Source organism: Pantoea sp. PSNIH1 (assembly GCF_007680655.1).
Taxonomy (GTDB): Bacteria; Pseudomonadota; Gammaproteobacteria; order Enterobacterales; family Enterobacteriaceae; genus Pantoea; species Pantoea eucrina.
In genome coordinates this window covers 19652-45026 of the sequence record NZ_VEIP01000004.1, presented here as the reverse complement: position 1 = coordinate 45026, position 25375 = coordinate 19652, and the positions used below count along the sequence as shown (strand labels likewise).

The 25375-nt window shown below is 58.3% G+C and carries 22 protein-coding genes; 8 read left to right on the top strand and 14 right to left on the bottom strand.

Annotated features, from left to right (window positions below; all coding sequences use genetic code 11):
- Positions 1 to 126 precede the first annotated feature (126 nt).
- On the top strand, positions 127 to 540 hold the full coding sequence (uraH, locus tag FS690_RS11690; RefSeq protein WP_071668326.1) for a hydroxyisourate hydrolase: 414 nt from the start codon (positions 127 to 129) through the stop codon (positions 538 to 540).
- Positions 541 to 580: 40 nt separating this feature from the next.
- Here uraH and FS690_RS11685 read toward each other — a convergent pair whose 3' ends face one another.
- From FS690_RS11685 to arnB, 10 genes are all read right to left on the bottom strand, one after another.
- The gene (locus FS690_RS11685; protein ID WP_104085658.1) at positions 581 to 1819 is read right to left on the bottom strand and encodes an aromatic amino acid transporter; all 1239 of its coding nucleotides are present in this window, start codon (positions 1817 to 1819) and stop codon (positions 581 to 583) included.
- Between the two features lie 148 nt (positions 1820 to 1967).
- Positions 1968 to 2978 (bottom strand): Gfo/Idh/MocA family protein, encoded by a 1011-nt coding sequence (locus FS690_RS11680; protein WP_108569861.1) that lies wholly within the window; start codon positions 2976 to 2978, stop codon positions 1968 to 1970.
- 25 nt (positions 2979 to 3003) lie between these two features.
- Entirely contained in the window at positions 3004 to 3825 is an 822-nt protein-coding gene (locus tag FS690_RS11675; RefSeq protein WP_108569862.1) for a TIM barrel protein, read from the bottom strand.
- A 123-nt stretch (positions 3826 to 3948) separates the two neighbouring features.
- Positions 3949 to 4323: a 4-amino-4-deoxy-L-arabinose-phosphoundecaprenol flippase subunit ArnF gene (gene arnF, locus FS690_RS11670; protein WP_108569863.1), complete on the bottom strand. Its 375-nt coding sequence runs from the start codon at positions 4321 to 4323 to the stop codon at positions 3949 to 3951.
- Positions 4320 to 4646, bottom strand: coding sequence for a 4-amino-4-deoxy-L-arabinose-phosphoundecaprenol flippase subunit ArnE (gene arnE, locus FS690_RS11665; protein ID WP_040113474.1), 327 nt, complete (start codon positions 4644 to 4646; stop codon positions 4320 to 4322). The genes arnF and arnE overlap by 4 nt, the downstream gene beginning before the upstream one ends.
- Positions 4643 to 6298: a lipid IV(A) 4-amino-4-deoxy-L-arabinosyltransferase gene (arnT, locus tag FS690_RS11660; protein WP_108569864.1), complete on the bottom strand. Its 1656-nt coding sequence runs from the start codon at positions 6296 to 6298 to the stop codon at positions 4643 to 4645. The genes arnE and arnT overlap by 4 nt, the downstream gene beginning before the upstream one ends.
- Positions 6299 to 6311: 13 nt before the next feature.
- The gene (arnD, locus tag FS690_RS11655) at positions 6312 to 7202 is read right to left on the bottom strand and encodes a 4-deoxy-4-formamido-L-arabinose-phosphoundecaprenol deformylase (protein WP_108569865.1); all 891 of its coding nucleotides are present in this window, start codon (positions 7200 to 7202) and stop codon (positions 6312 to 6314) included.
- Positions 7199 to 9178: a bifunctional UDP-4-amino-4-deoxy-L-arabinose formyltransferase/UDP-glucuronic acid oxidase ArnA gene (arnA, locus tag FS690_RS11650; protein ID WP_145339650.1), complete on the bottom strand. Its 1980-nt coding sequence runs from the start codon at positions 9176 to 9178 to the stop codon at positions 7199 to 7201. Before arnA ends, arnD begins: the two co-directional genes overlap by 4 nt.
- The gene (arnC, locus tag FS690_RS11645) at positions 9175 to 10161 is read right to left on the bottom strand and encodes an undecaprenyl-phosphate 4-deoxy-4-formamido-L-arabinose transferase (protein WP_108569867.1); all 987 of its coding nucleotides are present in this window, start codon (positions 10159 to 10161) and stop codon (positions 9175 to 9177) included. The genes arnA and arnC overlap by 4 nt, the downstream gene beginning before the upstream one ends.
- Positions 10151 to 11299 carry a UDP-4-amino-4-deoxy-L-arabinose aminotransferase gene (arnB, locus tag FS690_RS11640; RefSeq protein WP_071668320.1) on the bottom strand — a complete coding sequence of 383 codons (1149 nt, stop codon included), beginning with the start codon at positions 11297 to 11299 and terminating at the stop codon, positions 10151 to 10153. The genes arnC and arnB overlap by 11 nt, the downstream gene beginning before the upstream one ends.
- A 461-nt stretch (positions 11300 to 11760) precedes the next feature.
- Here arnB and FS690_RS11635 point away from each other — a divergent pair, with 461 nt between their 5' ends.
- From FS690_RS11635 to FS690_RS11625, 3 genes are all read left to right on the top strand, one after another.
- Positions 11761 to 12516, top strand: a complete 756-nt coding sequence (locus FS690_RS11635; protein WP_145339649.1) for an A24 family peptidase — start codon at positions 11761 to 11763, stop codon at positions 12514 to 12516.
- Between the two features lie 213 nt (positions 12517 to 12729).
- Positions 12730 to 14112, top strand: a complete 1383-nt coding sequence (locus FS690_RS11630; RefSeq protein ID WP_071668318.1) for a diaminobutyrate--2-oxoglutarate transaminase — start codon at positions 12730 to 12732, stop codon at positions 14110 to 14112.
- Positions 14113 to 14124: 12 nt separating this feature from the next.
- A complete protein-coding gene (locus FS690_RS11625; RefSeq protein ID WP_040113468.1) occupies positions 14125 to 15591 on the top strand; it encodes an aspartate aminotransferase family protein in 1467 nt (488 codons plus the stop codon).
- A gap of 49 nt (positions 15592 to 15640) precedes the next feature.
- Here FS690_RS11625 and FS690_RS11620 read toward each other — a convergent pair whose 3' ends face one another.
- On the bottom strand, positions 15641 to 17155 hold the full coding sequence (locus tag FS690_RS11620) for a PLP-dependent aminotransferase family protein (RefSeq protein ID WP_175540448.1): 1515 nt from the start codon (positions 17153 to 17155) through the stop codon (positions 15641 to 15643).
- A 109-nt stretch (positions 17156 to 17264) separates the two neighbouring features.
- Between FS690_RS11620 and gabT the strand changes: the two genes are divergently transcribed.
- Both gabT and gabP read left to right on the top strand, forming a co-directional pair.
- Positions 17265 to 18521, top strand: a complete 1257-nt coding sequence (gene gabT, locus FS690_RS11615) for a 4-aminobutyrate--2-oxoglutarate transaminase (protein ID WP_104085669.1) — start codon at positions 17265 to 17267, stop codon at positions 18519 to 18521.
- Between the two features lie 101 nt (positions 18522 to 18622).
- Entirely contained in the window at positions 18623 to 20017 is a 1395-nt protein-coding gene (gene gabP / locus FS690_RS11610; protein ID WP_071668316.1) for a GABA permease, read from the top strand.
- A gap of 29 nt (positions 20018 to 20046) precedes the next feature.
- On the opposite strand, the gene FS690_RS11605 is transcribed toward gabP, so the two are convergent.
- Positions 20047 to 20367, bottom strand: a complete 321-nt coding sequence (locus FS690_RS11605; protein WP_040113465.1) for a hypothetical protein — start codon at positions 20365 to 20367, stop codon at positions 20047 to 20049.
- 115 nt (positions 20368 to 20482) lie between these two features.
- On the opposite strand from FS690_RS11605, the gene FS690_RS11600 reads away from it, so the two are divergent.
- Entirely contained in the window at positions 20483 to 21811 is a 1329-nt protein-coding gene (locus FS690_RS11600) for a glycoside hydrolase family 10 protein (RefSeq protein ID WP_304485925.1), read from the top strand.
- A 51-nt stretch (positions 21812 to 21862) separates the two neighbouring features.
- Complete coding sequence (locus tag FS690_RS11595; RefSeq protein ID WP_145339648.1) at positions 21863 to 22549, top strand: RluA family pseudouridine synthase; 687 nt, start codon at positions 21863 to 21865, stop codon at positions 22547 to 22549.
- A 12-nt stretch (positions 22550 to 22561) separates the two neighbouring features.
- Here the strand turns inward: FS690_RS11595 and FS690_RS11590 are convergent, their stop codons facing one another.
- On the bottom strand, positions 22562 to 23092 hold the full coding sequence (locus FS690_RS11590; protein WP_094112280.1) for a DUF2058 domain-containing protein: 531 nt from the start codon (positions 23090 to 23092) through the stop codon (positions 22562 to 22564).
- Between the two features lie 115 nt (positions 23093 to 23207).
- On the bottom strand, positions 23208 to 25190 hold the full coding sequence (locus tag FS690_RS11585; RefSeq protein WP_145339647.1) for an autotransporter outer membrane beta-barrel domain-containing protein: 1983 nt from the start codon (positions 25188 to 25190) through the stop codon (positions 23208 to 23210).
- Positions 25191 to 25375: the final 185 nt, after the last annotated feature.

Below are 25375 nucleotides of genomic sequence, written 5' to 3'. Positions count from 1 at the left end.
TCCATTGCGGCAGGCGCTCCGCCTGCCGCACCCTCTGGGAAATTTCACAGATTGTGGCCAGCGTGAGGCGCTCCGGCCCTTAGCCTCTATGCTTCATTTCACGCATTCACATTAAAGGACGATGAAATGAAACCTCAACACCTTCTGCTTTCTGCTGTTTTACTTTGCACCGCTGGCGTCGCCGCGGCCGATACCATGAAAAACCCGGTGAGCGTGCACGTGCTCAACCTGCAGACCGGCATCCCCACCGCTGGCGTAAAAGTAGAACTGGATCAGAAAGCAGGCGATAACTGGACAAAACTGGCGGAAGCCACCACGGATGCGCAGGGGCGGATCCCGGCACTCTATCCGAAAGATAAAATGGCGCAGTCAGGTATTTATCGCGTGGTGTTTAAAACCGGGGAGTATTATAAGTCAGTTAATCAGCAGACTTTCTTTCCGGAAATTCCGGTGATTTTTAACCTTGAGAAAACCGATCAGCATTACCATATCCCGCTGCTGCTGAGCCAGTATGGCTATTCAACCTATCGCGGTAACTGATTGATAAAACGCGCTGGCGTCAGGCCAGCGCGTTCTCCTGTCAGCCTGGGCCAAATTGCGGCAACCACTCCAGCCAGCTCAGCAGCCACGCTACGATGTTCAGTCCCCCAAATAGCAGTACCAGCGTAATCACCAGCGAGGATTTTTTATGCGTGGCGAAGCGCTTTTCTGCCCGTAATGCGAGCAAGGCCGGGATCGCTACCGCCCACAGGGTGGCAAACAATCCGGCATAGCCGATGGCCGCCACAAACCCGTGTGGCCAGACAATCGACGCCAGCAGCGGCGGCAAAAAGGTCAGCAGCGCCGTTTTCACACGCGCCCGGCGCGTATCGCCCTGCCCCATACGGTCGGCGATATAGTCGAACAATCCTGCGGTGACGCCAAGAAACGAAGCGATAACGGCAAAATGGGAAAAGAGCGACAGCATCAGGGTTAATGCCGGCACCTGCAGATGCGAGCCCAGCGCCGCCATCAGCGCGGCGATATCCCCGCCCTGCGCAACAATACCCGGAAACGCGCTGCGCGGCAGGTTTCCCATCGTGCTGACGATCCAGAACAGGTAGAGCGCAAGCGACATCAGGGTCCCGAGCAGCAGCGCACGTGCGATCCTGCGCCGGTCGCGATGGTAATAGCTCACCAGCCCGGTGATATTGCCGTGATACCCAAAAGAGGCCAGGCAGAAAGGCAGCACGCCGAGCGCATAGGGCCAGTAAGCGCTGCCTTCTGGCGCTGGCTGCAGCAGTGAGGCACTGTCAACCTGCATCAGGAGTCCGCCAAACAGCATAATAAGCAGCGCAATTTTTGCCACTACGCAGAAGGTCATAAGCCGGCTCACGCCACGCGTGCCGAGCAGCACGACCCCTGCAACCAGCAGCGTCAGCGCAATTTTCGCACCGGCCGCTGTCAGCGGCAGTCCCAGCTGATTAAGGGAGTGCTGATAGACCGGACCGCTGGCTGAAATGTAGGCGTAGGTCAGAATACCCAGTACAAACAGGATGCTTAACCCGTTGAGCCTTGCCCAGCCGCGTCCCAGCAGATCGCGCACCAGCGTGTCATAGCCGGCGCCGGCAGTATAGTGCAGGCTGACGCGCATAAACAGCAGGCCGGAGAGCAGCATCGCGCCCCAGCTGATAAACAGCAGCAGCACGCCCCAGCCAAACCAGCTTCCTGCCATAACCACAGGCAGCGTAAACATACCGGCACCCACAACGGTGCCACAGATGATCATAGCGCCCCACCAGACTGAGGGCTGGCGCGGCGTGAGTTGAGGTACTGACATTAAGACGACTCAGAAAATTAGCAAAGGCGGGATGATACACATCATGTACTAGTATGTAGAGTACAAAACGCAAAAACAGACTGGCAGGGTTGTAAGCAGATAATGACAGCAGCGCGCCTGCAGAGCAGGCGCGCAGTTCAGGCGGGGGTTACTGATAAAAAGCCGGACGGGGTGGCATCGTAATCTGAACAATATCGCCACTCTTCTGAGCCGCGACGCAGGCGTCTGCCGCTACCGCCGCCGCATAACCATCCCAGGCAGAAGGCCCGGTCAGCTCATCGGCAAGCACATTGTTGATAAACGCCTGCAGCTCCACATCGTATGCATCGATAAAGCGCTTTTTCCAGTCGGTCAGGATGGCCACAGAGAGCGCTGCGTTACTGCGCGTCTGCACCGCCACAGGTTCCGGCAGCCGGGCAATGCCGCTTTCTCCGACAACTTCACACTGAATGTCATAGCCATACTGGCAGTTAACAAAAATTTCGACGTCAATGCGCGTACCCTGCGCCGTTTCCAGCAGAACAATCTGCGGATCTTTCAGGTGTGAACTGGCGTGACGCGTTTTGCGTGGCCAGATCACCTGCGCGCTGACGTAATCATCATTCAGTAACCAGCGCAGCACATCCAGCTCATGGATCAGCGTATCGGTAATCGCCATATCCGTGGTGTAACTGTCACCCACCTCCGGATTGCGATGCGCGCAGTGCAGCATCAGCGGCGCGCCAATCTCACCGCTCTCCAGCACCTGCTTCAGCGCGCGATAGCCGCTGTCATAGGGTCGCATAAAGCCGACCTGTACGCGTTTTTTACCGCCGGCCATCTCCGCTTCAACGATGTTCATACAGCCCTGCGCCGTCACTGCCAGCGGCTTTTCACAAAATACCGCCTTGCCCGCTTTGATCGCCGCCAGCACAAACTCTTCATGAGTGGGGCCCCAGGAGGTCACCAGCACGGCCTGTACGTCAGGCGCATTAATCAGATCGTGCGCGCTGTCGTAGATCTCCGCCTGCAGCTGTAGCGCAGCTGCGACCTCTTCACACTGACGGCGGTCGATATCATTCAGCGCCACTACGCGCGCGTTCTGCAGCACCTGACTGCAGCGCCGGATATGTTCACGACCGATTGCACCGGTGCCAATTACGCCAATATTGAGTGTCATAGTCTGTTTCCTGAGCCGGTTGCGGTTAGCGGTTGAGATAGTCGATACTGCTGCGGATCTGCTGCTCAATCTCAGCAGCGCTCCAGCTCTCCATCACCGATGAGAAAGGCTCAAATGCATAGATCCCGCGATACCCCATCTCTTCAAGGCGGGCCACCTGCTGTTTTGTCTGCAGTCTGTCATCGGCGCTGAGCATAATACGCTCTTCATCCGTCAGCTCTGCCGCCGGCCGCGTATCGGTCACGCCGGACAGGTGAACCAGACCAATCTCATGCACGTTGACGTGCCCGGCAAAGTCCGCCTCGGCACCTTCATAAAGATGATGATGGAAGGTATCCAGCACAATTTTGAACGGCACCCCGGCCTGTTTGATCAGCTGCTGCGCCTGCGCGGCAGAACGCAGCGAACTCTGCGGAAAGCCCAGCGGCTCAACCAGCCCCTGAATGCCGTATTCTGCAAACAGCGGCGCCAGCGTTTGCAGCGCATCGATAGTCTGTGCGTCGCTGACCGGCGCACCATCGTTGAGCGGACAGAGCACCAGCGCTCTGGCACCGCTTTCAGCTGCGTCTTTCAGCAGGCCGCGGGTCTTTGCCAGAACCTCATCATTGAGCTGGTTAAATGGATAAACCGCATTGATTGTTTCGATAGTCAGATCGTGCTCGCGCGCCAGCGCGCTGACCTGCGCGCCACCGAGATTGTCGGTCACGCTGCCGCTTTTCATGTCGTTGCGGATTTCAACCTTGTGCAGCCCCAGCTTTGCCACCAGCGCAAAAAATTCACTGATGCTCAGAGCGGGAGCAATTTTGCGATTAATACAGAGGCGGTCGCTGCTTAGTTTACCGGTCATATTCAGTCCTGATGCGTACGGGTTGGAAGGCAACTGAAGGGATACTAAAACATCAGGCTGAGCGGCTCCGCTGCTTCTTTGAGTGATTTACATCAGCCCCGTATCGTGCTGACTAAGCGCATATCAGCAGTCCTGTTTTTTACCGCGCGGCAGCGATACCACCAGCAGACCCGCCACAATCAGTACTACGCCCGCCAGACTGCTCCAGCGAAAAGGCTCATGAAACCACGGCAGAACGACAGCAGCCAGCCAGACCAGTACGTAGCTCAGACTGAGTAGCGGATAGAGCTGACTGAGCGGCTGATAGCGCAGCGCGGCAAGCCAGCAGAGCATCGATAACCCGTAGGCTGCAAGGCCGGCGCAGAGCATCAGCACAGGGCGTGCGCCGCCCTGCAGCAGCGCACTGAACGCGGGAAACTCCATCATCGCGCTGCGCAGCATCAGCTGCGCCAGCGTCACCAGCGCGACGCTTACGAGCGCCAGCCCTGTACCTTTCATAGCTGACTCCCCATCAGCGCCACCCCCGCGACAATCAGCAGCGTGCCCAGCCACTGCTGCAGCGTACAGGCTTCGCGCCAGATCAGGCGTGCGGCTGCCGCCACCAGCACAAAGTTAAGGCTGAGCATCGGATAGGCCTGGCTGACCGGCACACTGCGCAATACCAGCAGCCAGAGCAGCATCGCCGCCCCCAGCAGCAGCAGGCTGAGCGCGACCCAGAGCGCCATGCGCCTGCCGCCTGACGCCATCAGCGCGGCCTGCTTCTGACAGAGCTGGGCTGCACAGCTGAGCAGGCTGACCAGAACAATCAGCAGCAGATTCATGGCGCGCGACGGTAGCTGTAATAAACCAGCCGTCCCTGCTGCCAGACATCATCCGGCACCGGCAGCATCGCATCCGGCGTTTTCTGCCCGGCATCCAGCATCAGTACCAGCGCGACACCACCCTCTCTGCGATGGACGCGCAGCCAGTCGGCAAACTCCGCTCCGGCAACGTAGCGCTTTCGGGCATCGGCATAGCTGAGACCATACTCCAGCTCGCCTTTGCTGCTGTAAAAAAAGATATCGCTGCGTTTGAGCTGCCAGGCGATCGCCGAGGCGACGCCGGGATTATCCGCCAGGATAAAGCGGCTCTGCGCAAGCCGCTCCTCTATGTGGCGAACAAAGTTCTGCGGTTGTTTGGCGTCCCGTATCCGGTCGGGAATAGCAAATCCCACCAGCAGCGCCAGCGCCAGCGGGCAGAGCGCTGCCAGCTGCCAGCGCCCGGTGCGCAGGCTGACACCTGCTGCCAGCGCCCAGCCGGTAAAAGCGAGCGCAGCCAGAGTCGCACGCAGCTTCTCGTCGCTGCTGTAGAGCGGCCGGTGAGCCAGCCCCCACGGTGCCAGTACGCTTATCACCGCCAGCGCGGTCAGCGCGCCAAACAGCAGGTTGATCCAGCCGTTAAACCGCAGCGCGGTGTTTAAGCGTGCGCTGTTTCCTGATGCATAACCTGCTATCAGCAGGCTCAGCGGAGCAAAACAGGGCAGGATATAGGTTGGCAGCTTGCCTTTTGCAATACTGAAAAACAGCAGCGGCAGCAGGACCCAGCTCAGTAAATAAAACACGCCTGCCTGCTGGCGACGCTGCTGCCAGCCGCTTATCAGCGTGCCGGGCAGCAGCCCCAGCCAGGGCAGCGTGCCCGCAACCAGCACCGGCAGGTAATACCAGAAAGGCGCTTTGTGCTGCGCGTTTTCTTCAGCAAAACGCTGAATATGCTCAACCCAGAAAAAGTAGTGCCAGAAATCTCCCGCCTGCTGCGCTATCGCCAGCGCCCACGGCAGGCTCAGCAGTACTGCGGTCAGCAGCGCCAGCGGCCCCCAGCGTAGCAGTTCCGTGAAGCGGCGCTGCCACACCATCCACGGCACAATCGCCAGCACCGGAACCGCGAGCGCCAGGAAGCCTTTGGTCATAAACCCCATGGCGCAGGACGCACCCAGCAGCAGATAGCCGGAGAAGCGCTGCCGGAATGTGCATGCCTGAGCCGCGTACCAGAAGCTGCACATCGCTCCCGTCAGCCACAGCAGCAGAACAGGGTCCAGCACCGCATAAGTGCCGACTCCGTAAACCAGCAGCGAGGTCAGAAAAACGGTGCTGGCCAGCAGGGCGACGTTGCGGCTGGCAAACATCCGGCATCCCAGCCAGAAAATCAGCAGGCCGCTGCATAGCGTGCTGAACAGCGCGCCGGCGCGGACGCCAAAATTAGTGTGTCCGAACAGCAGCTGGCCCAGATTATTTATCCAGTAGCCGGCGACAGGTTTTTCAAAATAGCGCAAATCAAAAAAGTGCGGCACAACCCAGTTGCCGCTGACAATCATCTCGCGGCTGATCTCTGCATAACGCAGCTCATCGGGCTGCCACAGATCGCGAAACGGAACCGGCAGCAGATAATAGAGCGCAAACAGCATCAGCAGCAGCGTAATTTTGGTGCCTGTACGCATCAGAACTCCCTGATTAGTTTTCTGCCTGATAGCCCAGCCACCCTTCCCGACCCGCAATCCGGCCGCGTATCACAGGCGCGCGCGGCAGAGTGGAGAGATCGGCAGGCAGAAGCTCGCTGAGCGGACAGAACTGAATACCGGCCTGCCGGGCGCGATCGAGCAGGTTGCTAAAGGCGTCGCGCGCGGCGATCCCCTCAACTTCGGCATGAATGGTGTAAACCGCGGTGCCCGCAGCGTGCTGCATGCGCTCAAGGATAAAATCGTTGAAGCGCGCAGCACTCACCTGTTGCCCCACCACTTCATCCCAGGTAGGCAGCGTGACCGGGATCTGTACTGTGCCTTCTGTACCGTCCGGTAGCAGCGGGATAAACGGGCCGCTGCCGCGGCAGTCGCTGTTGTACCGAAAATGGAAAGGTTCTTTTGCAGCAATAATCCGGCTGTCTGCCCGCCAGCCGGCAACGGCTGAACAAGTGACGGCGTCACCTGTCAGCGCTTCCAGCATCTGCCTGCCCCGCCCGATCTCCTGCGCCAGCCGCTGTTCTGACCAGACGCCCGCCCAGGTCTGCCAGGCGAAGTGATCCCAGGCGTGCAGGCCAACCTCATGATGATCGGCGGTGGCGCGGATAATGTCCGCCTGGCCGCGTCCGATGTGGCGTCCTGGCCAGGCGGTACCGGCCAGCAGAATATCCCAGCCATAGAGCGATGCCGCCCGCGAGCGCACCATTTTGTGAAAAAAGTGCGGCTTAAGCAGGCGCCAGATATGGCGCCCCATATTGTCCGGCCCGACGCTGAAAAAGAAGCTCGCCTGCAGCTGATGCAGGCTGAACTGTTCCAGCAGTGCCGGGACGCCCAGCCGGGTGCCGCGCCAGGTATCAACATCGACCCGCAGCCCCACTTTTTTCATGGCTTCTCCTGCAGTTCAACAGTGCGCAGAAAGAAATCAAGGGTGTTATCGATGGTGGTATCCATATCCACATCCGGTGCCCAGTTCAGCAGCCGGCGCGCATTTTTTATCGAGGGCTTGCGATGCTCCACATCCTGATACCCTTTGCCGTAGTAGCTGCTGCTTTCTACTTCGCGGAACCCGGCAAACGGCGGAAAACGGTCGCGCAGCGGATGGCGCTCAAAGCTTGCCAGCAGATGCTCCGCCAGCTCACGAATACTGGCTTCATTTTCAGGATTACCAATATTGATGATCTGCCCGTCACAGTTACCGTTGCGGTTTTCAATGATGCGAAACAGCGCCTCAATGCCGTCACGGATATCGGTAAAGCAGCGCTTCTGCGCCCCGCCATCCACCAGTTTGATGGGCGATCCCTCTACCAGATTGAGGATCAGCTGCGTAATGGCGCGCGAGCTGCCAATGCGTGCAGCATTGAGGTTATCCAGCCGGGGGCCCATCCAGTTAAAGGGGCGGAACAGCGTAAAGCGCAGGCCCTCTTTTTCACCATAGGCCCAGATCACCCGATCGAGCAGCTGTTTGGAAACCGAGTAGATCCAGCGCTGCTTGTTAATCGGACCGACCACCAGGTTAGAGCTATCCTCATCAAAATGCCGATCGGTACACATGCCGTACACTTCAGAGGTAGAAGGGAAGATGATGCGTTTTTTATATTTAACGCAGTCGCGAATGATTTTCAGGTTCTCTTCAAAATCGAGTTCAAATACGCGCAGCGGGTTACGGGTGTACTCAATCGGCGTAGCAATCGCCACCAGCGGCAGCACCACGTCACACTTCTTGATGTGATACTCAATCCATTCAGAATGAATGCTGATGTCGCCCTCAACAAAGTGGAAACGCGGCTCGTTCAGAAAACGGCTTATCGCATCAGAGCCGATATCCAGCCCGTAAACCTCAAAATTATCATCCTGCAGCAGGCGTTCAGTCAGATGATTGCCGATAAAGCCGTTCACCCCGAGGATCAGCACCCGCGTGCGGCGTTTAACAGCCGCCACCGGCTCAGAGTAAAGCAGCGCGCCGGGCACCAGCCCCAGGCTCTGCGCCAGCTGGCTGCCATTCATAAACACGCCGTTGTCACACTGGCCGGTGATAATTTCCAGTGCGCCCTGGCCGCAGGCGACCTGCAGCGGATCGACAGAGAGTACGGTCCCGGCTCTGGCACCCGGCGTGCCGGCGTGCACACGTCCTTTCCACACCATAAACTTCACCGTACCGGCAAAGGCAAAAGCACCGGGCCACGGCCAGGTTACCGCGCGCACCAGATTATTCACCTGCTGCGCACTCTGCTCCCACCGGATACGTCCATCTTCCGGCGTGCGGCGTCCGACCCGGGTTGCCAGCCCCTCATCCTGCGGCCGGGCTACAATCTCGCCGCGCTTCAGTGCTGGCAGCGTACCTTCCAGCAACTGTGTGGCACAGGCGACCAGCTTACGGTGCAGCGTCAGCGCATCATCCTGCTCATCGATCGCCACCTTTTCCTGCGTGACAATGTCACCGGCATCGGCCCGCTTAACCATGCGATGCAGCGTCACGCCGGTTTCCGTTTCGCCATTAACCAGCACCCAGTTAAGCGGTGCGCGTCCGCGATAGGCGGGCAGCAGCGAGCCGTGCAGATTAAACGCGCCGCGTGCCGCACATTCCAAAATAGCGTCGCTCAGCATGGCGCGGTAATAAAAGGAGAAAATATAGTCAGGCTGCAAGGCGCGGATGCGTTCAATCCATAACGAGTGATTGATCTCTTCAGGCGCATGCACCGGAATGCCGCGCTCAGCGGCGAGGCGCGCGACGGAATCAAAAAAATGGCTCTCTGCGCCGGTGTCGGTGTGCGTAAAGATCGCCGCAATCTCAAAACCCGCTTTCAGCAGCGCGTTGATTCCTGCGCAACCCATTTCCGCATAGGCAAAAACAACTGTTTTCATGGTTTGATTTCCTGAACCTGAGGAGTTTCCTGCTGCGGGTGGATCACCCGCTGAATGAAATAGCGCGGCCGCGCGCGTACATCGTTGTAGATACGCCCGATGTATTCGCCCAGCAGGCCCATCCCGATAAACTGCGCGCCGACAAAAATGAACAGCACTGCAAACAGCATAAACAGACCGTCGCCGGCCCAGCCGGCGCCAAAAAACAGGCGCAAGATCACCAGCACTATCGAAAAGGCAAAGCCCGCCAGCGCAATCAGGCTGCCAGCAATACTCAGCAGGCGCAGCGGCGTCGTGGTCAGACAGGTCACCAGGTCATACATCAGATTGATAAGCTTCATGACGCTGTATCTGGAATCGCCAAACTCGCGTTCAGCGTGTGCGACCGGCAGTTCGATAGTGCGGCGGGCAAAGGTATTGGCCAGTATGGGAATAAAGGTGCTGCGTTCATGGCAGTTCAGCATGGCGTCAACAATATGCCGGCGATAGGCGCGCAGCATGCAGCCATAGTCGCCCATCGCTTTGCCGGTCACGCGCTGGATCAGCTGATTGATGGCGCGTGAGGCGCGTTTACGAAACCAGCTATCCTGCCGGTTCTGGCGTACTGTGCCCACCACGTCGTAACCCTGCTGCGCAGCTTTGACCAGCGCCGGGATCTCTTCGGGCGGGTTCTGCAGATCGGCGTCCAGCGTAATAATCAGGTCGCCCGATACATGGGCGAAGCCCGCCATAATCGCAGAGTGCTGACCATAGTTTCGGTTAAGCAGTACGCCGACGACGTGACTTCCTGGCATATCAGCGGCATCAGCGATCATCTGCGCCGAGCGGTCGCTGCTGCCGTCATCCACCAGCAGGATCTCAAAGCTCAGACCCAGCGTGCTACAGGCTGCGCTGGTGCGGCGTACCAGCTCCGGCAAACTCTCCTCTTCGTTATAGACCGGGATAACCACAGAGATTTTCTGAAGCGGTTTTTCATCCAGCATGGCGGCCTCCTGCCAGCGTACGCAGCGCGCCGATCACCCGGCTGACATCCTCATCCTGCATATCAGGAAACAGCGGGAGCGAACAGATACGTTCGCTGTTCCATTCCGTGTCAGGCAGGGAAAGATGCGGATAACGCTCGCGATAATATTTGTGCGTGTGCGCCGCGCGGAAGTGAAGTCCGGTGCCGATCTCCTCCGCTTTCAGCGCCTCCATCAGCGCATCGCGGCTGATGCCGCAGGTAGCTTCATCCACGCGAATGATAAACAGATGCCAGGCGTGCTGATGCGGCCAGTCCGGCTGTTTCAGCGGCAGAAAAGGCGTATCCGCCAGCGCCTGCAGGTAGCGCTGCGCAATCTCCCGGCGGCGCCGGTTGATAGCCTCAAGCTTACCGAGCTGAACCAGCGCAATAGCGGCATTGATATCGGGCAAATTGTATTTAAAACCGGGTTCTATCACCTCTGCCTGCGGTTTGCGCCCGTGCGTATTGCGATCCCAGGCATCCACCCCCAGGCCGTGAAACTTCAGGCTGCGCACCCGGTCGGCCAGTTCAGCATCATCCGTTACAACAACGCCGCCCTCGGCACAGGTGATATTTTTGATGGCGTGCAGTGAAAAGATCGCCGTGCCGCGCTGTCCGACATGCTGGCCGTTATAGTGGCAGCCGGTAGCGTGCGCGGCGTCCTCAATCACCGGAATGGCGTAGCGCTCACCCAGCGCGCAGATTGACGCCAGATCAACCGGCGCACCGGCGTAATGCACCGGAATAATCGCCCGGGTGCGTGGTGTGATCGCCGTTTCAATCTGCGGTGCCGTCACCATCAGCGTATGACGGTCGACATCAACCATAACCGGCGTGGCTCCCAGCAGCGTGATGATATTGAGCGTAGAGACCCACGTTAGCGAAGGGGTGATCACTTCATCTCCGGGCTGAATGCCCAGCGCCAGCAGCGTAACGTGCAGGCCGGCAGTCGCTGAACTGACGGCAATGGCGTGCTGGTTTCCAGTCAATTCACAGAAAGCCTGCTCCAGCGCAGCATTTTTCGGGCCGGTGGTGATCCAGCCTGAAGCGAACACCGCACTGACGGCGGCCAGCTCTTCTTCGCCCAAAGCGGGACGCGAAAAGGGTAAGAAAGACATAAATCCACCTTATCAATTATGCTCTGACCACAATGCAGGAATAAACTCTGCACCTGTCACTCTGCGCAACTTCAACGCACTCTCAACGTGTTATAGTGAAAAACTGGTTAACATCACGCCCGTTCACTGGCTCAGCGCTGACATAGCCGATCGACTAAAACATTAGTGCACCTGCTATTTTTCCTGCGTAATCACCATAAGCAACAAAACTTAACGCAACATTAAATTTGCAGTGTTTACTCAGCCAACTTCTTCAGCGTTTAGGGTTGATTGATAATTGTGCAGAGCGCGGCATGACAAAAAGCAGGGCTGCCGTTGAGATTTTTACACGCTGATTTTTCTGGATATGGCGCGCAATTTTTTCTGCAAAGCGCTGAAAATATTGATTTTAAATACCTCATTCGCCGGATATCAGGTAGGTTACTCGCAGATGAATTACGTCATGTGAGAAGGAGGAGAATATGATGCTGGTAATGGTGACGCTGCTGTCGCTGGCGACGGGCAGTTTTATTAACGTTGTGGTGTACCGGCTGCCACGACACATCGCCGGGGCGGCCACGTTCACTTCCCTGCTGGCTCCCTCCTCCTGCTGCATACACTGTGAACGCGCCCTGCGCTGGTATGACATGATCCCGGTGCTGAGCTGGCTGCTGCTGCGCGGCCGGTGTCGCGATTGCTATGGCCCTATCAGCTGTCGTTATCCGGTTACTGAGGCCGCGACGTCGCTGATCGCCCTGCTGCTGATGCAGCTGCTGCCCGCGGACAGCCGCCTGATTGCCGCACTGCTGCTGGCATGGTCACTGCTGGCGCTTTCGCTTATCGATATGACGCATCTGCTGCTGCCGGATGCGATTACGCTGCCGCTGCTCTGGCTTGGCCTGCTACTGCATGCCGGTGATGCGATGCCCGGTACGCTTCGTGATGCCGTTACCGGCGCAGCGGCCGGGTATAGCGTGATTCGCTTTACCGGCTGGTGCTATCAGCTGCTGAGAAATCAGCCCGGCATCGGACTGGGGGATGCAAAATTAATGGCAGCGCTGGGTGCCTGGCTTGGCTGGACGTTGCTGCCGGCGCTGCTGCTTATCGCCTGCGGCAGCGCGCTGATTTTTGTGATCTTTATCAAACCCTGCTGTTTTCAGCGGCCAGACCGCCCTGTTCCGTTTGGTCCGTGGCTTTCACTGGCGGGTATAAGTCTCTTTATTCATTCGATAATTTAAAGCTGGCTATTTTAGCGGAGAAATAACAGCGGCCAGTTTCTGTCCAACGTTATGATTCGTATATGAAAAGAATAAACAATTCTACACAAAATTAATCATTGTGATGTGAGGCAAAAGGCTCTATATTGGCCGCGCTTTTTACATTACTGATACTTTTTTGTTCAATTAGTCAATCGGCCAGCCACTGCGAGCCCCGGTTGAAGGAGAGATATGATGACGGATAAAGTCCGTATTGATAATTTTGGTGCCAGCTCATTCAACGGAAACAACGACGCATTCTTAGCCCGTCAGGCTGAGTTTGAATCAAACGTCAGGAGTTACCCGCGCAAATTGCCTTTAGCCATCGCTAAAGCCAGCGGCGTGTGGATTACGGATGTTGAGAATAAGCAATATCTTGACTGTCTGGCTGGCGCAGGGACGCTGGCACTTGGTCATAACCATCCTGATGTTCTGCAGAGCATCCAAAATGTCATTACCAGCGGCTTGCCGTTACATACTCTTGATCTGACCACACCGCTGAAAGATCAATTCTCTGAATCTCTGCTTTCTCTGCTGCCAGGCCAGGGCAAAGAGTACTGCCTGCAGTTCACCGGCCCATCCGGCGCGGACGCCGTTGAAGCTGCGCTGAAGCTGGCGAAAAAAGTCACCGGCCGCAGCGGTATTATCAGTTTCTCAGGCGGCTATCACGGCATGACGCACGGCGCGCTCGCGGTGACCGGCAACCTGTCGCCAAAAGAAGCGGTTAACGGCATGATGCCGGAAGTGCAGTTTATGCCTTATCCGCACCAGTACCGCTGCCCGCTGGGTATCGGTGGCGACGCAGGCGTGAAAGCGCTGACCTACTACTTCGATAACCTGATCAATGACGTAGAAAGCGGCGTGCGCAAGCCGGCAGCCGTTATTCTGGAAGCGGTCCAAGGTGAAGGCGGCGTGAACCCGGCACCGGCAGAGTGGCTGCAGCGCATTCGCAAAGTCACGCAGGAGCACGGCATCCTGCTTATTCTGGATGAAGTTCAGGCAGGCTTTGCCCGCACCGGCAAATTCTTCGCCTTTGAACACGCCGGCATTGAGCCGGACATCATCGTGATGTCAAAAGCGGTTGGCGGTGGCCTGCCTCTCGCTGTGCTGGGCATTAAAAAGCAGTTTGATGCCTGGTCACCAGGACACCATACCGGTACTTTCCGCGGCAATCAGCTGGCGATGGCGACTGGTCTGGCTACCCTGAAAGTGCTGACCGAGCAGAATATTGCTGCCAAAGTTGCGGAACAGGGTGAATGGCTGAAAGCACAGCTGGCAGAGATGCAGCAGCGCTTCCCGGTTATCGGTCATATTCGCGGCATGGGCATGATGATCGGTATCGAAATCGTTAAGCCTGATGAGCCAGCCGATCACATGGGCAGCTTCCCGGCAGATGGCGAGCTTTCTGCGCTGCTGCAGAAGAAATGCTTCGAAGCGGGCCTGATTCTGGAGCGCGGCGGCCGTCACGGTTCTGTCCTGCGCCTGCTGCCGTCCCTGCTTATCACAAACGAAGAGCTGGCTGTATTCCTGGATAAATTTGAGCAGGCGCTGCTGGGCGCTGGCGTCAAACCTGTTTGACTGGAAAAGTAAATGAGTGAAGTGAACCCGATTCTGGCCGGCTCTGCGCAGAGCATTGAGGCGTATCAGCAGGCGATTGCCCAGAGCAGCGCCGCGGTTGTGCAGTGGCTGCAACAGCCTGAGATGTATCAGGGCAAAACGGTTGCCGAACTGCGCGAGCGAATTGCGCTTGACTTCAATCCTGACGGCCTGGGTAACCAGGCCGCGATTGAGCGCGCAATTGAGTATTTCCTGAAAGACAGCCTGTCAGTGCACCACCCGCAGTGTGTGGCGCATCTGCACTGCCCAAGCCTGGTGGTAAGCCAGGCCGCTGAAGTTCTGATCAACGCCACAAACCAGAGCATGGATTCCTGGGACCAGAGCCCATCAGCGACCATCATTGAGGTCAAACTCATTGAATGGCTGCGTGCTCAGGTGGGTTACGCTGCCGGCGACGCGGGCGTCTTTACCAGCGGCGGCACCCAGAGCAATCTGATGGGTCTGATGCTGGCGCGTGATGCCTTCTTTGCCCGCCAGGGACATTCGGTGCAGCAGGATGGCATCACCGGCGATCTGCGTAAGATGAAAGTGTTCTGCTCTGAAAATGCGCACTTCTCCGTACAAAAGAACATGGCGCTGCTCGGCCACGGCTATCAGTCAGTGGTTCAGGTGAAGTCGGATGACTTTGCGCGCATGGACGTCAACGATCTGCAGGCCAAACTGGCGCAGGCTGAAGCGAATGGCGAACAGGTACTGGCGATTGTTGCTACGGCGGGTACCACTGACGCAGGCGCTATCGATCCGCTGCGCGAAATTGCTGCCATTGCTGCTGAACGTAACATCTGGGTGCACGTGGATGCGGCATGGGGCGGCGCGCTGCTGCTGTCAGAGAAGTATCGCCACTATCTGGATGGCCTGGAAATGGTGGACTCCGTTACCCTGGACTTCCATAAGCAATATTTCCAGACCATCAGCTGCGGCGCATTTCTGCTGAAGGATGCGCGTCACTATGAACTGATGCGTTATCAGGCGGCTTACCTGAATTCTGAGTTTGATGAAGAGGCGGGCGTACCAAACCTGGTCTCTAAATCGCTGCAGACCACGCGTCGCTTCGATGCGCTGAAGCTGTGGATGGGTCTGGAAGCGCTGGGTCAGAAACAGTATGCGGCAATTATCGACCACGGCGTCACGCTGGCGCAGGAAGTGGCGCAGTATGTTGAAGCGACACCGCGCCTGGAGCTGGTGATGCAGCCGCAGCTGGCAAGCGTGCTGTTCCGCTATCGTCCGCAGCAGCTCACCGATATCGCGCAGATTGCCCTGTTTAATCAGCGCATCGGCGATGTGCTGCTGGAGTCGGGCCGCGCTAACGTAGGCGTGACCGAAAATCAGGGTGTGACCTGCCTGAAGCTGACGCTGCTGAATCCGACCGTGACGCTGGATGATATCAAGCTGCTGCTGGCTCTGGTGGAAAAAACCGCCGATCAGCTGCTGAGCGCCTGATTCTCCGGCTGACATCAGGCCGGCAACCTTCACGGGTTGCCGGCTTTTTTTATGCCAGATTTTCCGTGCCGCTGCCACGCGCGATCACGCCCGCCTCCAGCAGACAGCCTCTCAGCGCGCCAAACGCATCCTGACACTGACGCTCGTCAACGCAGGCATATCCCAGCAGTAAACCGCGTTTCTCCTGCGGATGCATATAATACTGCGACAGCGCACGCACCTTCACGCCGCGCCTGAGCGCCAGCGCAGCTATCGCCACGTCATCACACCCCTGCGGCAGCGGCAGTACCAGATGCAGACCCGCCTGATAGTTCACCGCAGGCATAAACGCCTCCCCAAGATAGCGGGAGATAAGCCCGGTCAGAAACTGCCGCCGCTGGCTGTAAAGCTTGCGCATGCGGCGGATATGCGCCATGTAATGCCCTTTCTGAATAAACTCTGCCAGCGCGCGCTGGATCAGCAGGTGACCGCCCCGGTATAGCTCCGCTGCCGCCAGCCGCAGCGGCTGTGCCAGCGCTTTTGGCACCACCAGATAGCCCAGCCGCAGCGCCGGATAGAGCGTTTTAGAGAACGTGCCCATATAGATAACCGGTGCATCCGCCTCAAAGCCCTGCAGCGACGGAAACGGCTGGCCGGAAAAACGAAATTCACTGTCGTAGTCATCTTCTACCAGCCAGCTTTTATGTTTTCGCGCAAAATCAAGCAGCTGCCTGCGACGCTCCAGGCTAAGATGTACGCCCAGCGGATACTGGTGTGACGGTGTCACAAATATCATTTTTGGCGGTTTACTGCGCGACGTCAGATCTGGAATGATGCCCTGCTCATCCACCGCTTTCGCCTGGATTTTAAGGCCGTTGATGCGCAGCAAATTACGCGTTCCCCAGTAGCCTGGCTCCTCGATCCAGACCGGATCCCCCGCGTCGCACAGCACGCGCGTCACCAGATCCACCGCCTGATGCACACCCTCGGTAATAATAATCTGGTCGGCGTCCGCCCGTACCGAACGCGCCACGCTGAGATACTCCGCCAGCGCCTGACGCAGCAGCGGACAGCCTCCGCTGCTGCTGTAGATCAGCCGCTCTATCTCCGGATCGCGGTTCAGCCGCGCCTGGATCTGACTGAACAGCTTATGCGGAAACTGACGCACATCGGGCGCGCCCGGAACAAATGCGCCCCACTGCCACGGTGAGGCGTTGGCGTGGCCGAGCAGGGTTGCCCCCCGTCGCGACAGCGCAGCAGGTTTTGTCAACGCGGCAGCAGGCTCAGGAACGCGCTGCGGGCTGTTCAGACACCCCTCAGGCAGCGTTTCAGCAATCCAGGTGCCGCTGCCGGTGCGCGCCGTGACGTATCCCTGCGCAATGAGATTTTCATAGACGTTCAGCACCGTATTACGCGATACCGCCAGCTCGCGTGCCAGATCGCGCGTGGCGGGCAGGCGCGAGGCGCGCGGGAAAATACCTTCAGCAATCGCCTGCTGCATGCAGATAAGCAGGCGCTGCTGCAGCGTGCCCTCTGCAACAAATTGCAGACGTTCCAGAACATGATCGGCATACAAACTCCGCAATTGGCTCCATCCTTTTTCGTTGAATTGGCTCTGGCAACCTGTGCCGCTGCAGGCATAAATAAGCGTGTTTGTCGTGATTTGTAAAGAAGCTTATCGCTAAGGAAAGGTTATGGAAGGTAAAAACAGCCAGCTGCAACAACGTAAAGATGACGCCCTGCCACGCGGCACCGGCAACCTGTGCCCGTGGTTTGTTGAGCAGGCGGAAAACGCCACGCTGCGCGACACTGAAGGTAATAGCTGGATCGACTTTGCCGGCGGTATTGCGGTTCTGAACACCGGCCATCGCCATCCGCGCGTCGTGCAGGCCATCAAAGATCAGTTAGAGAAGTTTACCCATACCGCTTTCCAGGTCACGCCTTATGAGAACTATGTTGCGCTGGCGGAACGCATTAACGATTTGGTTCCTATCGCCGGTAAAGTGAAAACCGCGTTTTTCAGCACCGGTGCTGAAGCGGTAGAGAATGCCGTTAAGGTTGCGCGCGCCGCCACGCGGCGTCACGGTATCATCACCTTTGGCAATGCGTTTCATGGCCGCACCTTTATGACCATGGCGATGACCGGCAAAGTGGCTCCCTATAAGCGCGACTTTGGCCCGATGCCCGCCTCCGTATTCCACGCCCGTTATCCAAACAGCGTCACCGGCATCACCACAGCAGATGCGCTGGCAAGTCTGGATGACCTCTTTACGCAGGATATCGCCCCGCAGGATGTGGCCGCGATCGTGCTGGAGCCGGTCCAGGGCGAAGGTGGCTTCCATATCGCCCCCCCTGAATTTATGACGCAGCTGCGCGCGCTGGCCGATCGGCACGGCATTCTGCTGATTGCTGATGAAGTACAAAGCGGATTTGGCCGCACCGGAAAAATCTTTGCCATGGAACACTATGGCGTGGAGCCGGACCTTATCACTATGGCAAAAAGCCTCGCCGGCGGTATGCCGCTCTCCGCCGTCAGCGGACGAGCAGAAATTATGGATGCGCCCGGTCCCGGCGGCCTGGGGGGAACCTATGCCGGTAACCCTCTCTCTATTGCGGCAGCGCACGCGGTGCTGGATGTCATCGCCGAAGAGCAGCTCTGCGAACGCTCCGTACAGCTTGGCGCTGCGCTGACCGAATTTCTGCAGGGAGTACGCGCCACGCAGCCTGCTATTACCGATATCCGCGCGCTGGGTTCCATGGTGGCCGTGGAGTTTGCTGATGCGCAGAGTGCACAGGCGCTGCAGCAGCAGGCGATGGCGCAGGGGCTGCTGCTGCTGACCTGCGGACCGCAGGGTAACGTCATCCGCTTCCTCTATCCGCTGACGATTCCGGACGCGCAGTTCCGTCAGGCGCTCGATATTCTCGGCGGTCTGCTCACTCCGCAGCGTTAAACCGCGCTGCACCTCAGGCCTGTCCGCTGCAGGCCTGACTTGTCCACCTTCACGCCAGGCGGCGCTGTACGTCGCCTGAGAGACGATTCGGAGAAAAAACTATGACTGCTCAGAATGCCGACGTACTGGCACCAGGCCTGAAGCCGCGCCACGTGAGGATGCTATCTATTGCCGGCGTTATCGGGGCCGGCCTGTTTGTCGGATCCGGTCACGCCATCGCCGAAGCGGGACCGGCGGTGCTGCTCGCCTATATTGCCGCCGGTACGCTGGTGGTGCTGATTATGCGCATGCTGGCTGAAATGGCCGTCGCCTCGCCTGATTCCGGCTCTTTTTCCACCTATGCTGATAAATCGCTGGGGCGCTGGGCCGGTTTTACCATCGGCTGGCTCTACTGGTGGTTCTGGGTGCTGGTGATCCCGCTTGAAGCTAACGCCGCAGGCACTATCCTGCACGGCTGGTTTCCGCAGGTAGACGTCTGGGAATATACCCTGGCGATTACGGCGTTTCTGACCATCAGTAATCTGTTCAGCGTGAAAAACTATGGCGAGTTTGAGTTCTGGTTTGCCCTGCTGAAGGTGGTGGCAATCGTCGGCTTCCTGGTCGCCGGTAGCCTGGCGGTATTTGGCCTGCTGCCCGGCAGCAATACGCAGGGGATCTCACATCTCTGGGATACCAAAGGCTTTATGCCAAACGGAATCAGCGCCGTACTGGCGGCTATTCTGACCACGATGTTCTCTTTCATGGGCACGGAGATTGTCACCATTGCCGCAGCGGAGTCGCGTGAACCGAAAAAGCAGATCACCCAGGCGACTAACTCCGTCATCTGGCGTATCGCGCTGTTTTATCTGCTGTCAATTTTCCTGGTAATTTCGCTGGTGCCGTGGAACAGTCCGGCGCTGATGAAGAACGGTTCTTATCAGACCGCTATGGAGATAATGAACATCCCGCACGCGCGTCTGATTGTCGATATTGTGGTACTGATTGCCGTCTGCAGCTGCCTGAACTCTGCGCTCTATACCGCCTCGCGTATGCTGTTTTCGCTGTCGCGCCGTCAGGATGCCCCCGCGGCCGCATCACGCACCACGCGCAGCGGTACCCCATGGGTTGCGGTATTGCTCTCAACCGCAGCGGCGTTTCTGGCGGTATTTGCCAACTACGTGGCACCCAGCGCCGTCTTTGAGTTCCTGCTGGCCAGCTCCGGAGCCATTGCGCTGCTGGTCTATCTGGTTATTGCAGCCTCTCACCTGGTGCTGCGTAAAAAGCGCGAGGCGCGTGGTGAGGTCCTGAGCTACCGCATGTGGCTCTTCCCGGGACTCACCTGGGCAACCATTGTGTTTATCATCGGCGTGCTGGGCTCCATGCTGTTTAATCAGCAGCATCGCCCGGAGATCATCGCAACCGCTATTCTGACGCTGCTGGTGCTGGCTGCCAGCCGGCTGGTACACCGCAAACGCGCGGCACGCCGCCACGCCAGAATGGTCGCCGTTCGTTCCTGAGTCACAGTGCCGGGCAGGGATGCCCGGTTTCAGTATACGTCGATGCTGATGGCTGACTCCGGCACATCAATTTTCACCACGCAGTGCGTCCAGACGGGCTGGCCCGGTGACAGTTCATGCTCAATGAAATAGTGCTGAAACGCTCTCAGCGCCTCCGTCAGGTCGCCTACGGCACGCGCATCAGGCTCAAACCAGTCAGGTTCGCCCTGCTCATCCAGATAGTTAAACTGATACTGTCCCCCCTCCTCATCAGCAAACAGTTCAGCCTGTACCGTCAGCTGACGTGCGTTCTCAGGCCCGCAGCTATAAATAATCTGTCCGATGCGGCGATAGAGATCTTCATATTGCATATTTTTTATTCCCGCGCGTGGATGGCGACACTGCACCACCCGTTAAGGTTGACTTTCTGCCGCATGCCCTGACAATGGCAGCGCCAGTTTTAGCCGTTTATAAAGGGAGTTTACCATAGCCTGTTTATCGCGTTTTCATCTGACAGCGCTGCTGCGCACCGCTGCGCTGGCGCTGCTACTGGCAGGCTGTGCCGGTACCCCCCCGAAGTCGCTGGTGACGCCGCTGCCGCTGCCGCCCGCGGCAAAGCCGCCGGTAACGCCTGCTCCGGACGCCCGGCGCGTGCCGATGCGCGGCGTATGGCTCACCACCGTTTCGCGCCTCGACTGGCCGCCAGTGACATCGGTGACGGCTGCACACCCTGAGCGTGTGCGTCTGCAGCAGGCGTCGCTTATCGCAAAACTGGACCAGTTAAAGCAGCTCGGGATCAACACAGTGTTTTTCCAGGTCAAGCCTGACGGTACCGCGCTCTGGTCCTCAAAGATCCTGCCGTGGTCCGATACCCTGACCGGCCATATCGGAGAGTATCCCGGCTACGATCCGCTGGCGTTTCTGCTGAAAGAAGCCCATCAGCGTGGCATAAAAGTGCACGCCTGGTTTAACCCCTATCGCGTCTCGACTAACGTCAAACCCGGCACCCTGCGCGAACTACAGCGTACGCTGGCGCAGCAGCCTGCCAGCGTCTATGTGCTGCATCCTGACTGGATCCGCACTGCCAGCGACCGGCTGGTACTGGACCCGGGTATTCCCGCCGCACGCGACTGGATCACCAGCATCGTGGCTGAAGTTGTTTCGCACTACGCCGTGGATGGCGTGCAGTTTGACGACTATTTCTACACGGAAACCGCGGCCTCTCCTCTGAATGACAGTGCGACTTTTCGGCAATATGGCGCCGGTTTTACCACTAAAGCTGACTGGCGGCGCAATAACACGCTACAGCTGATTGAACAGGTTTCCCGCACGATTAAAAAAGTGCGGCCCGGCGTGGCGTTTGGCGTCAGTCCGGCTGGAGTATGGCGCAATCTCTCTCACGACCCGGCGGGTTCCGATACGCGCGGGGCAGCCGCCTACGACGAGGCCTACGCCGATACGCGCCTCTGGGTTCAGCGTGGTCTGCTGGATTATATCGCGCCGCAGCTTTACTGGCCGTTTGCCCGCGCAGCAGCGCGCTATGACGTGCTGACCCGCTGGTGGGCGGACGTGGTCCGTCCGACGCCGGTGCAGCTCTACATTGGCGTTGCGCTCTATAAAGTGGGCGTGGCGTCTAAAATGGAGCCCGACTGGACGCGTCAGAATGGGGTACCCGAACTGCAAAAGCAGATTGAGCTGAATGAGTCGCTGCCGGATGTGGATGGCACCATTCTCTTCCGGGAAGGGTATCTGTCGCAGCCGCAGACGCAGGAGGCCGTGCGCTATCTGCAGAACCGCTGGAAAAGCCGCGACTGACCCGCATCAATCCGCTATCATCAGCGCCCGTTAGCCCGATTAGGATGTGCTATGTCTGCTGATTTTGACGCGTTTATTGCACCGCCGTGCCATGAACAGATCGCGGTAGTCTGGCAGGATGAGCACCTGCTGGTGATAGGTAAGCCCGCCGGTCTGCTGAGCCTCTCCGGTAAGAATCCGCAAAATAGCGATTCGGTGCATTACCGGCTGCTGCAGCGCTATCCCGGCTGTTCGCTGGTGCACCGGCTCGACTTTGGCACATCCGGCCTGATGATCATCGCCCGGAACAAAGCGATTAACGCTGCGCTCTCCGCGCAGTTCAGTACGCGCCGGGTGGAAAAAACCTATACCGCGCTACTGTGCGGTCATCTGCCCGATGACGAAGGCGTGATAGATGCGCCGATAGCAAAGGATCCCGCGCACTTTCCGCTGATGTCGGTGTGCCCGGTAAAGGGTAAACCTGCGCGCTCGCGTTATCAGGTGACTGCACGCCTTTTCCCGCCTGAAGGGCCGCCGCTGACGCGGGTGATGCTGATGCCCGAAACCGGACGTACCCATCAGCTGCGTCTGCACTGCCAGCTGCTGGGTTACCCGATTCTGGGCTGCGACTTTTATGGTGGCCGGCAGTTGCCGGGAACAGAAGAGGCGCCGCGTCTGATGCTGCACGCCAGTGCGATCCGGTTTGTTCATCCGGTCAGCCAGCAGCCGCTGCATCTGCAGCTGCCGGCCCCGTTCTGAACGCCAGAGCGCTTACCACATCAGATCATCCGGCACTTTAAAATCAGCATATGGATCGTCCTCATCCTGCGCTTCCTGACTCAGCGCGCTGTTCAGCACAATCGCGCTGGCGTCGCGCTGCGCAATTTTATCCGCCACGCTGGCCGGAATAATGGCGTAGTCGCTTTTCTCCGTAACCAGCCGGGCAATCGCCAGACGCCCGTTGATAAGCTGCGTCTGCGTCGTTTTATCAACGGTAATTTTTTTAATCAGATTGTTGTCGGTGAAATTAAAATCGATATCACCCCGGCCAATGGTGATGCGGTTCATCTCAATGAGCTGCTTTACCTGCGCCTTATACTCTTTTTCCAGCACCGCCTGACGCTGCTGATCATTAAGCTGCTTATCACGCTCAAGCTGCGCTTTTTTATTCTCTTCAACGGCCTGTTTCGCTTCGCGCGCCTGCACGCGTGACTTTTTGGCCGTGCGCTGCACTTTTTCCATTTTTTTGCTGGAGACTAATCCGGCTTTGAGCATCTGCTCCTGAAGAGTAAGTTTGGTCATGTCCGATCCTGAATCTGTTGGCTAATCTGCCGGATTATACCTGTTATTCACCGGGCTGTACCGGCCAGCCGCATCCGCGTGAGCGGATATCTGCAGCAGACGGCGCTCTCAGCGATCAGAAGGTGGCATTAATGCCTATATTCCATGTTATCTGCCGCCGATCGCTGTTGCCGCCGATCGCAGAAACGCCGGTAAACGCGCTGACGGCGTCAGTCAGCGGCACCGAGGCACCCGCTGCCGCCTCCAGCCAGCTATCATCGCCATTGCTAACCGTACGGGTAAAAGCCGTGCGCGTTGATTTTAGTCCACCGCGAACGCTGCTCTCAGCATCACCAAACTGACGGTTGTAGCTGATTTCCGCCCAGGGATTGACGGGCCACCGCGTGGTGTCGATACGCCAGCCGGCTGCGCCAGTCTGGGTATGCCGGGTCTGATCGGAAAAACGCATTGCGGTACTGCTCTCTCCGTTTTCACGGTAGCCACCGGCGCGCGCGTAATCGAGCGCATAGCGCACAACCGGACCGGTAGAGAGATGTGCGGTCAGCGGGAAATCCCAGCCGCTCTGCACGCGAAAGCCCAGCAGTTTACCGCTGCTGTTTCCCTGTTCTGTACGGGTGGCCGGCCCGATTTGAACACGGCGCTCAATAGCGTCATAGCTGAGATCGCCGTAGTGCACGTCTGCGTTGATCCAGCCCTGCTCGAACAGCGTAAGCTGGCTGTAAAGCGCCACCAGATTGCCGCGCAGCTTGTATGAGTAACGATCGTCAGGATGCTGGCGCTGGTCGCTGCGTGACAGCACCAGACCCGCCTGCCAGCTATCGGTCAGCTGATATCCCATACCCAGCGTCAGGCTGGCCTGAGTGGCATCACCCGTAAGCAGATCGCTGCGGCGATAGTCAGCATGCTGCCCGGCGTAGCCACCAAACAGGCTAAACTCACCGGTACTCTGCGCCTGCTGACGCTGCTGCTGCAGATGTCCCTCCAGCGTATTTTGCATATCACGGGCCGCGCCTGCTGGCGCTGCGGTGAGCGATGAGACCAGCGCCGGTGCATCGAGAATCGAGCGGATATAATCGGCAATCATCGCATGTACCGCTGGCGAGGGGTGCAGCCGGTCAGCAAACAGAAAGCGCTGCGCCTCGCTGAAGCCTGGCGTGGCAGACGTACACTGGGCGGCGGATGTGCCTGGCGGGCAGGCCATACCGATGGTGTTGCTCAAACCATACCGCGCGGGGTCCGCGATCACTTCGCTGAGCAGGCCAGCGATATCAGCACGCACGATATTGCCTTTAAGCGCAGCCAGCCCCGCTTCCTCCTGCTGGTTAAATCCATCAGAGAGTGCCGTCACCTGCTCACTCAGCACCTGCCAGAGCGCGAACAGCTGCTGCGCCAGCGCATCGCGTACGGCAGGGATCGCAGAGACTTCTCCCGCCGCACGGCTGAATGCGGTCTGAATAGCCTGCTCGCGGGCAGCCTGACTCAGCACAGGCGTCGCGTTCAGCGACTGAAACGCCGCCTGCAGCGCTGAATCTGCCAGGGGGCCTGTCAGCTGCAGCACCGTCTCAATCATCAGCGGGGTTGTGCCAAGCTGCGGCACATTCGGCACGATTACCGTACCCGCACCTGCATCCAGCAGCGTTCGAACCTGTGCCGCCGCCGCGCTGGCGCTGGCTGCAACGGTTTGCGGCGCAGTCAGCGGATTTGCCAGCACCGCCGCCGCAATGTCATTGGCACCTGCCCAGTAAATATAGAGACCATTGCGCTCCGCGCGGCCGTTGTTACGCTGCAGCCAGCGCGCCAGCTGATCCTGCGTATTAAACGCCGGGTTAAGCGCCGGAACGGTCACGGCGCCGCCCTGAGCGTAGTTATTTCCGCCCTGCGATGAAGGGCGCAGCGACAGGCCAGAGTCTGCTACCAGAATTTCGTCATAGAGGGGATGCTGTGCACCATCATACGTAAAGCGACCGACATTGCCGCCATCGCTCAGGCTATCGCCAAATACAGTCAGGCTATCCCAGGCGTAAGCAGGCGCTGAGGCAACAAGAGTGGCAGCAATGGCACCGGCAAGCGCCAGGGGCGTAAAACAGGAATGAGGCATATCAGACTCCTGAAATACCCGATCGCCACGCTGGCGACGAGACGGGCGGACTACGCGTGCGGCTTATCCGCAGGCGGCGTGGTATTGCAGGAAAGGTGTAGACATTCAGAGAGGCATTTACCAGATTGTGACCGGGGATTTGCGGTATCCGTCAGAATAATCGGGTTCAGGGCGGTATAAAGCAG

Excerpts from the sequence above, each read along its gene's own strand:
- FS690_RS11605 (WP_040113465.1), bottom strand. The coding sequence starts at position 20,367 with ATGCAATATGAAGATCTCTATCGCCGCATCGGACAGATTATTTATAGC.
- FS690_RS11685 (WP_104085658.1), bottom strand. The coding sequence starts at position 1,819 with ATGTCAGTACCTCAACTCACGCCGCGCCAGCCCTCAGTCTGGTGGGGC.
- arnC (WP_108569867.1), bottom strand. The coding sequence starts at position 10,161 with ATGCTGGATGAAAAACCGCTTCAGAAAATCTCTGTGGTTATCCCGGTC.
- FS690_RS11625 (WP_040113468.1), top strand. The coding sequence starts at position 14,125 with ATGAGTGAAGTGAACCCGATTCTGGCCGGCTCTGCGCAGAGCATTGAG.
- FS690_RS11585 (WP_145339647.1), bottom strand. The coding sequence starts at position 25,190 with ATGCCTCATTCCTGTTTTACGCCCCTGGCGCTTGCCGGTGCCATTGCT.
- FS690_RS11590 (WP_094112280.1), bottom strand. The coding sequence starts at position 23,092 with ATGACCAAACTTACTCTTCAGGAGCAGATGCTCAAAGCCGGATTAGTC.
- FS690_RS11595 (WP_145339648.1), top strand. The coding sequence starts at position 21,863 with ATGTCTGCTGATTTTGACGCGTTTATTGCACCGCCGTGCCATGAACAG.
- gabT (WP_104085669.1), top strand. The coding sequence starts at position 17,265 with ATGGAAGGTAAAAACAGCCAGCTGCAACAACGTAAAGATGACGCCCTG.
- arnE (WP_040113474.1), bottom strand. The coding sequence starts at position 4,646 with ATGAATCTGCTGCTGATTGTTCTGGTCAGCCTGCTCAGCTGTGCAGCC.
- arnA (WP_145339650.1), bottom strand. The coding sequence starts at position 9,178 with ATGAAAACAGTTGTTTTTGCCTATGCGGAAATGGGTTGCGCAGGAATC.
- uraH (WP_071668326.1), top strand. The coding sequence starts at position 127 with ATGAAACCTCAACACCTTCTGCTTTCTGCTGTTTTACTTTGCACCGCT.
- FS690_RS11630 (WP_071668318.1), top strand. The coding sequence starts at position 12,730 with ATGACGGATAAAGTCCGTATTGATAATTTTGGTGCCAGCTCATTCAAC.
- arnB (WP_071668320.1), bottom strand. The coding sequence starts at position 11,299 with ATGTCTTTCTTACCCTTTTCGCGTCCCGCTTTGGGCGAAGAAGAGCTG.
- FS690_RS11635 (WP_145339649.1), top strand. The coding sequence starts at position 11,761 with ATGATGCTGGTAATGGTGACGCTGCTGTCGCTGGCGACGGGCAGTTTT.
- FS690_RS11680 (WP_108569861.1), bottom strand. The coding sequence starts at position 2,978 with ATGACACTCAATATTGGCGTAATTGGCACCGGTGCAATCGGTCGTGAA.
- gabP (WP_071668316.1), top strand. The coding sequence starts at position 18,623 with ATGACTGCTCAGAATGCCGACGTACTGGCACCAGGCCTGAAGCCGCGC.
- arnD (WP_108569865.1), bottom strand. The coding sequence starts at position 7,202 with ATGAAAAAAGTGGGGCTGCGGGTCGATGTTGATACCTGGCGCGGCACC.
- FS690_RS11675 (WP_108569862.1), bottom strand. The coding sequence starts at position 3,825 with ATGACCGGTAAACTAAGCAGCGACCGCCTCTGTATTAATCGCAAAATT.
- arnT (WP_108569864.1), bottom strand. The coding sequence starts at position 6,298 with ATGCGTACAGGCACCAAAATTACGCTGCTGCTGATGCTGTTTGCGCTC.
- arnF (WP_108569863.1), bottom strand. The coding sequence starts at position 4,323 with ATGAAAGGTACAGGGCTGGCGCTCGTAAGCGTCGCGCTGGTGACGCTG.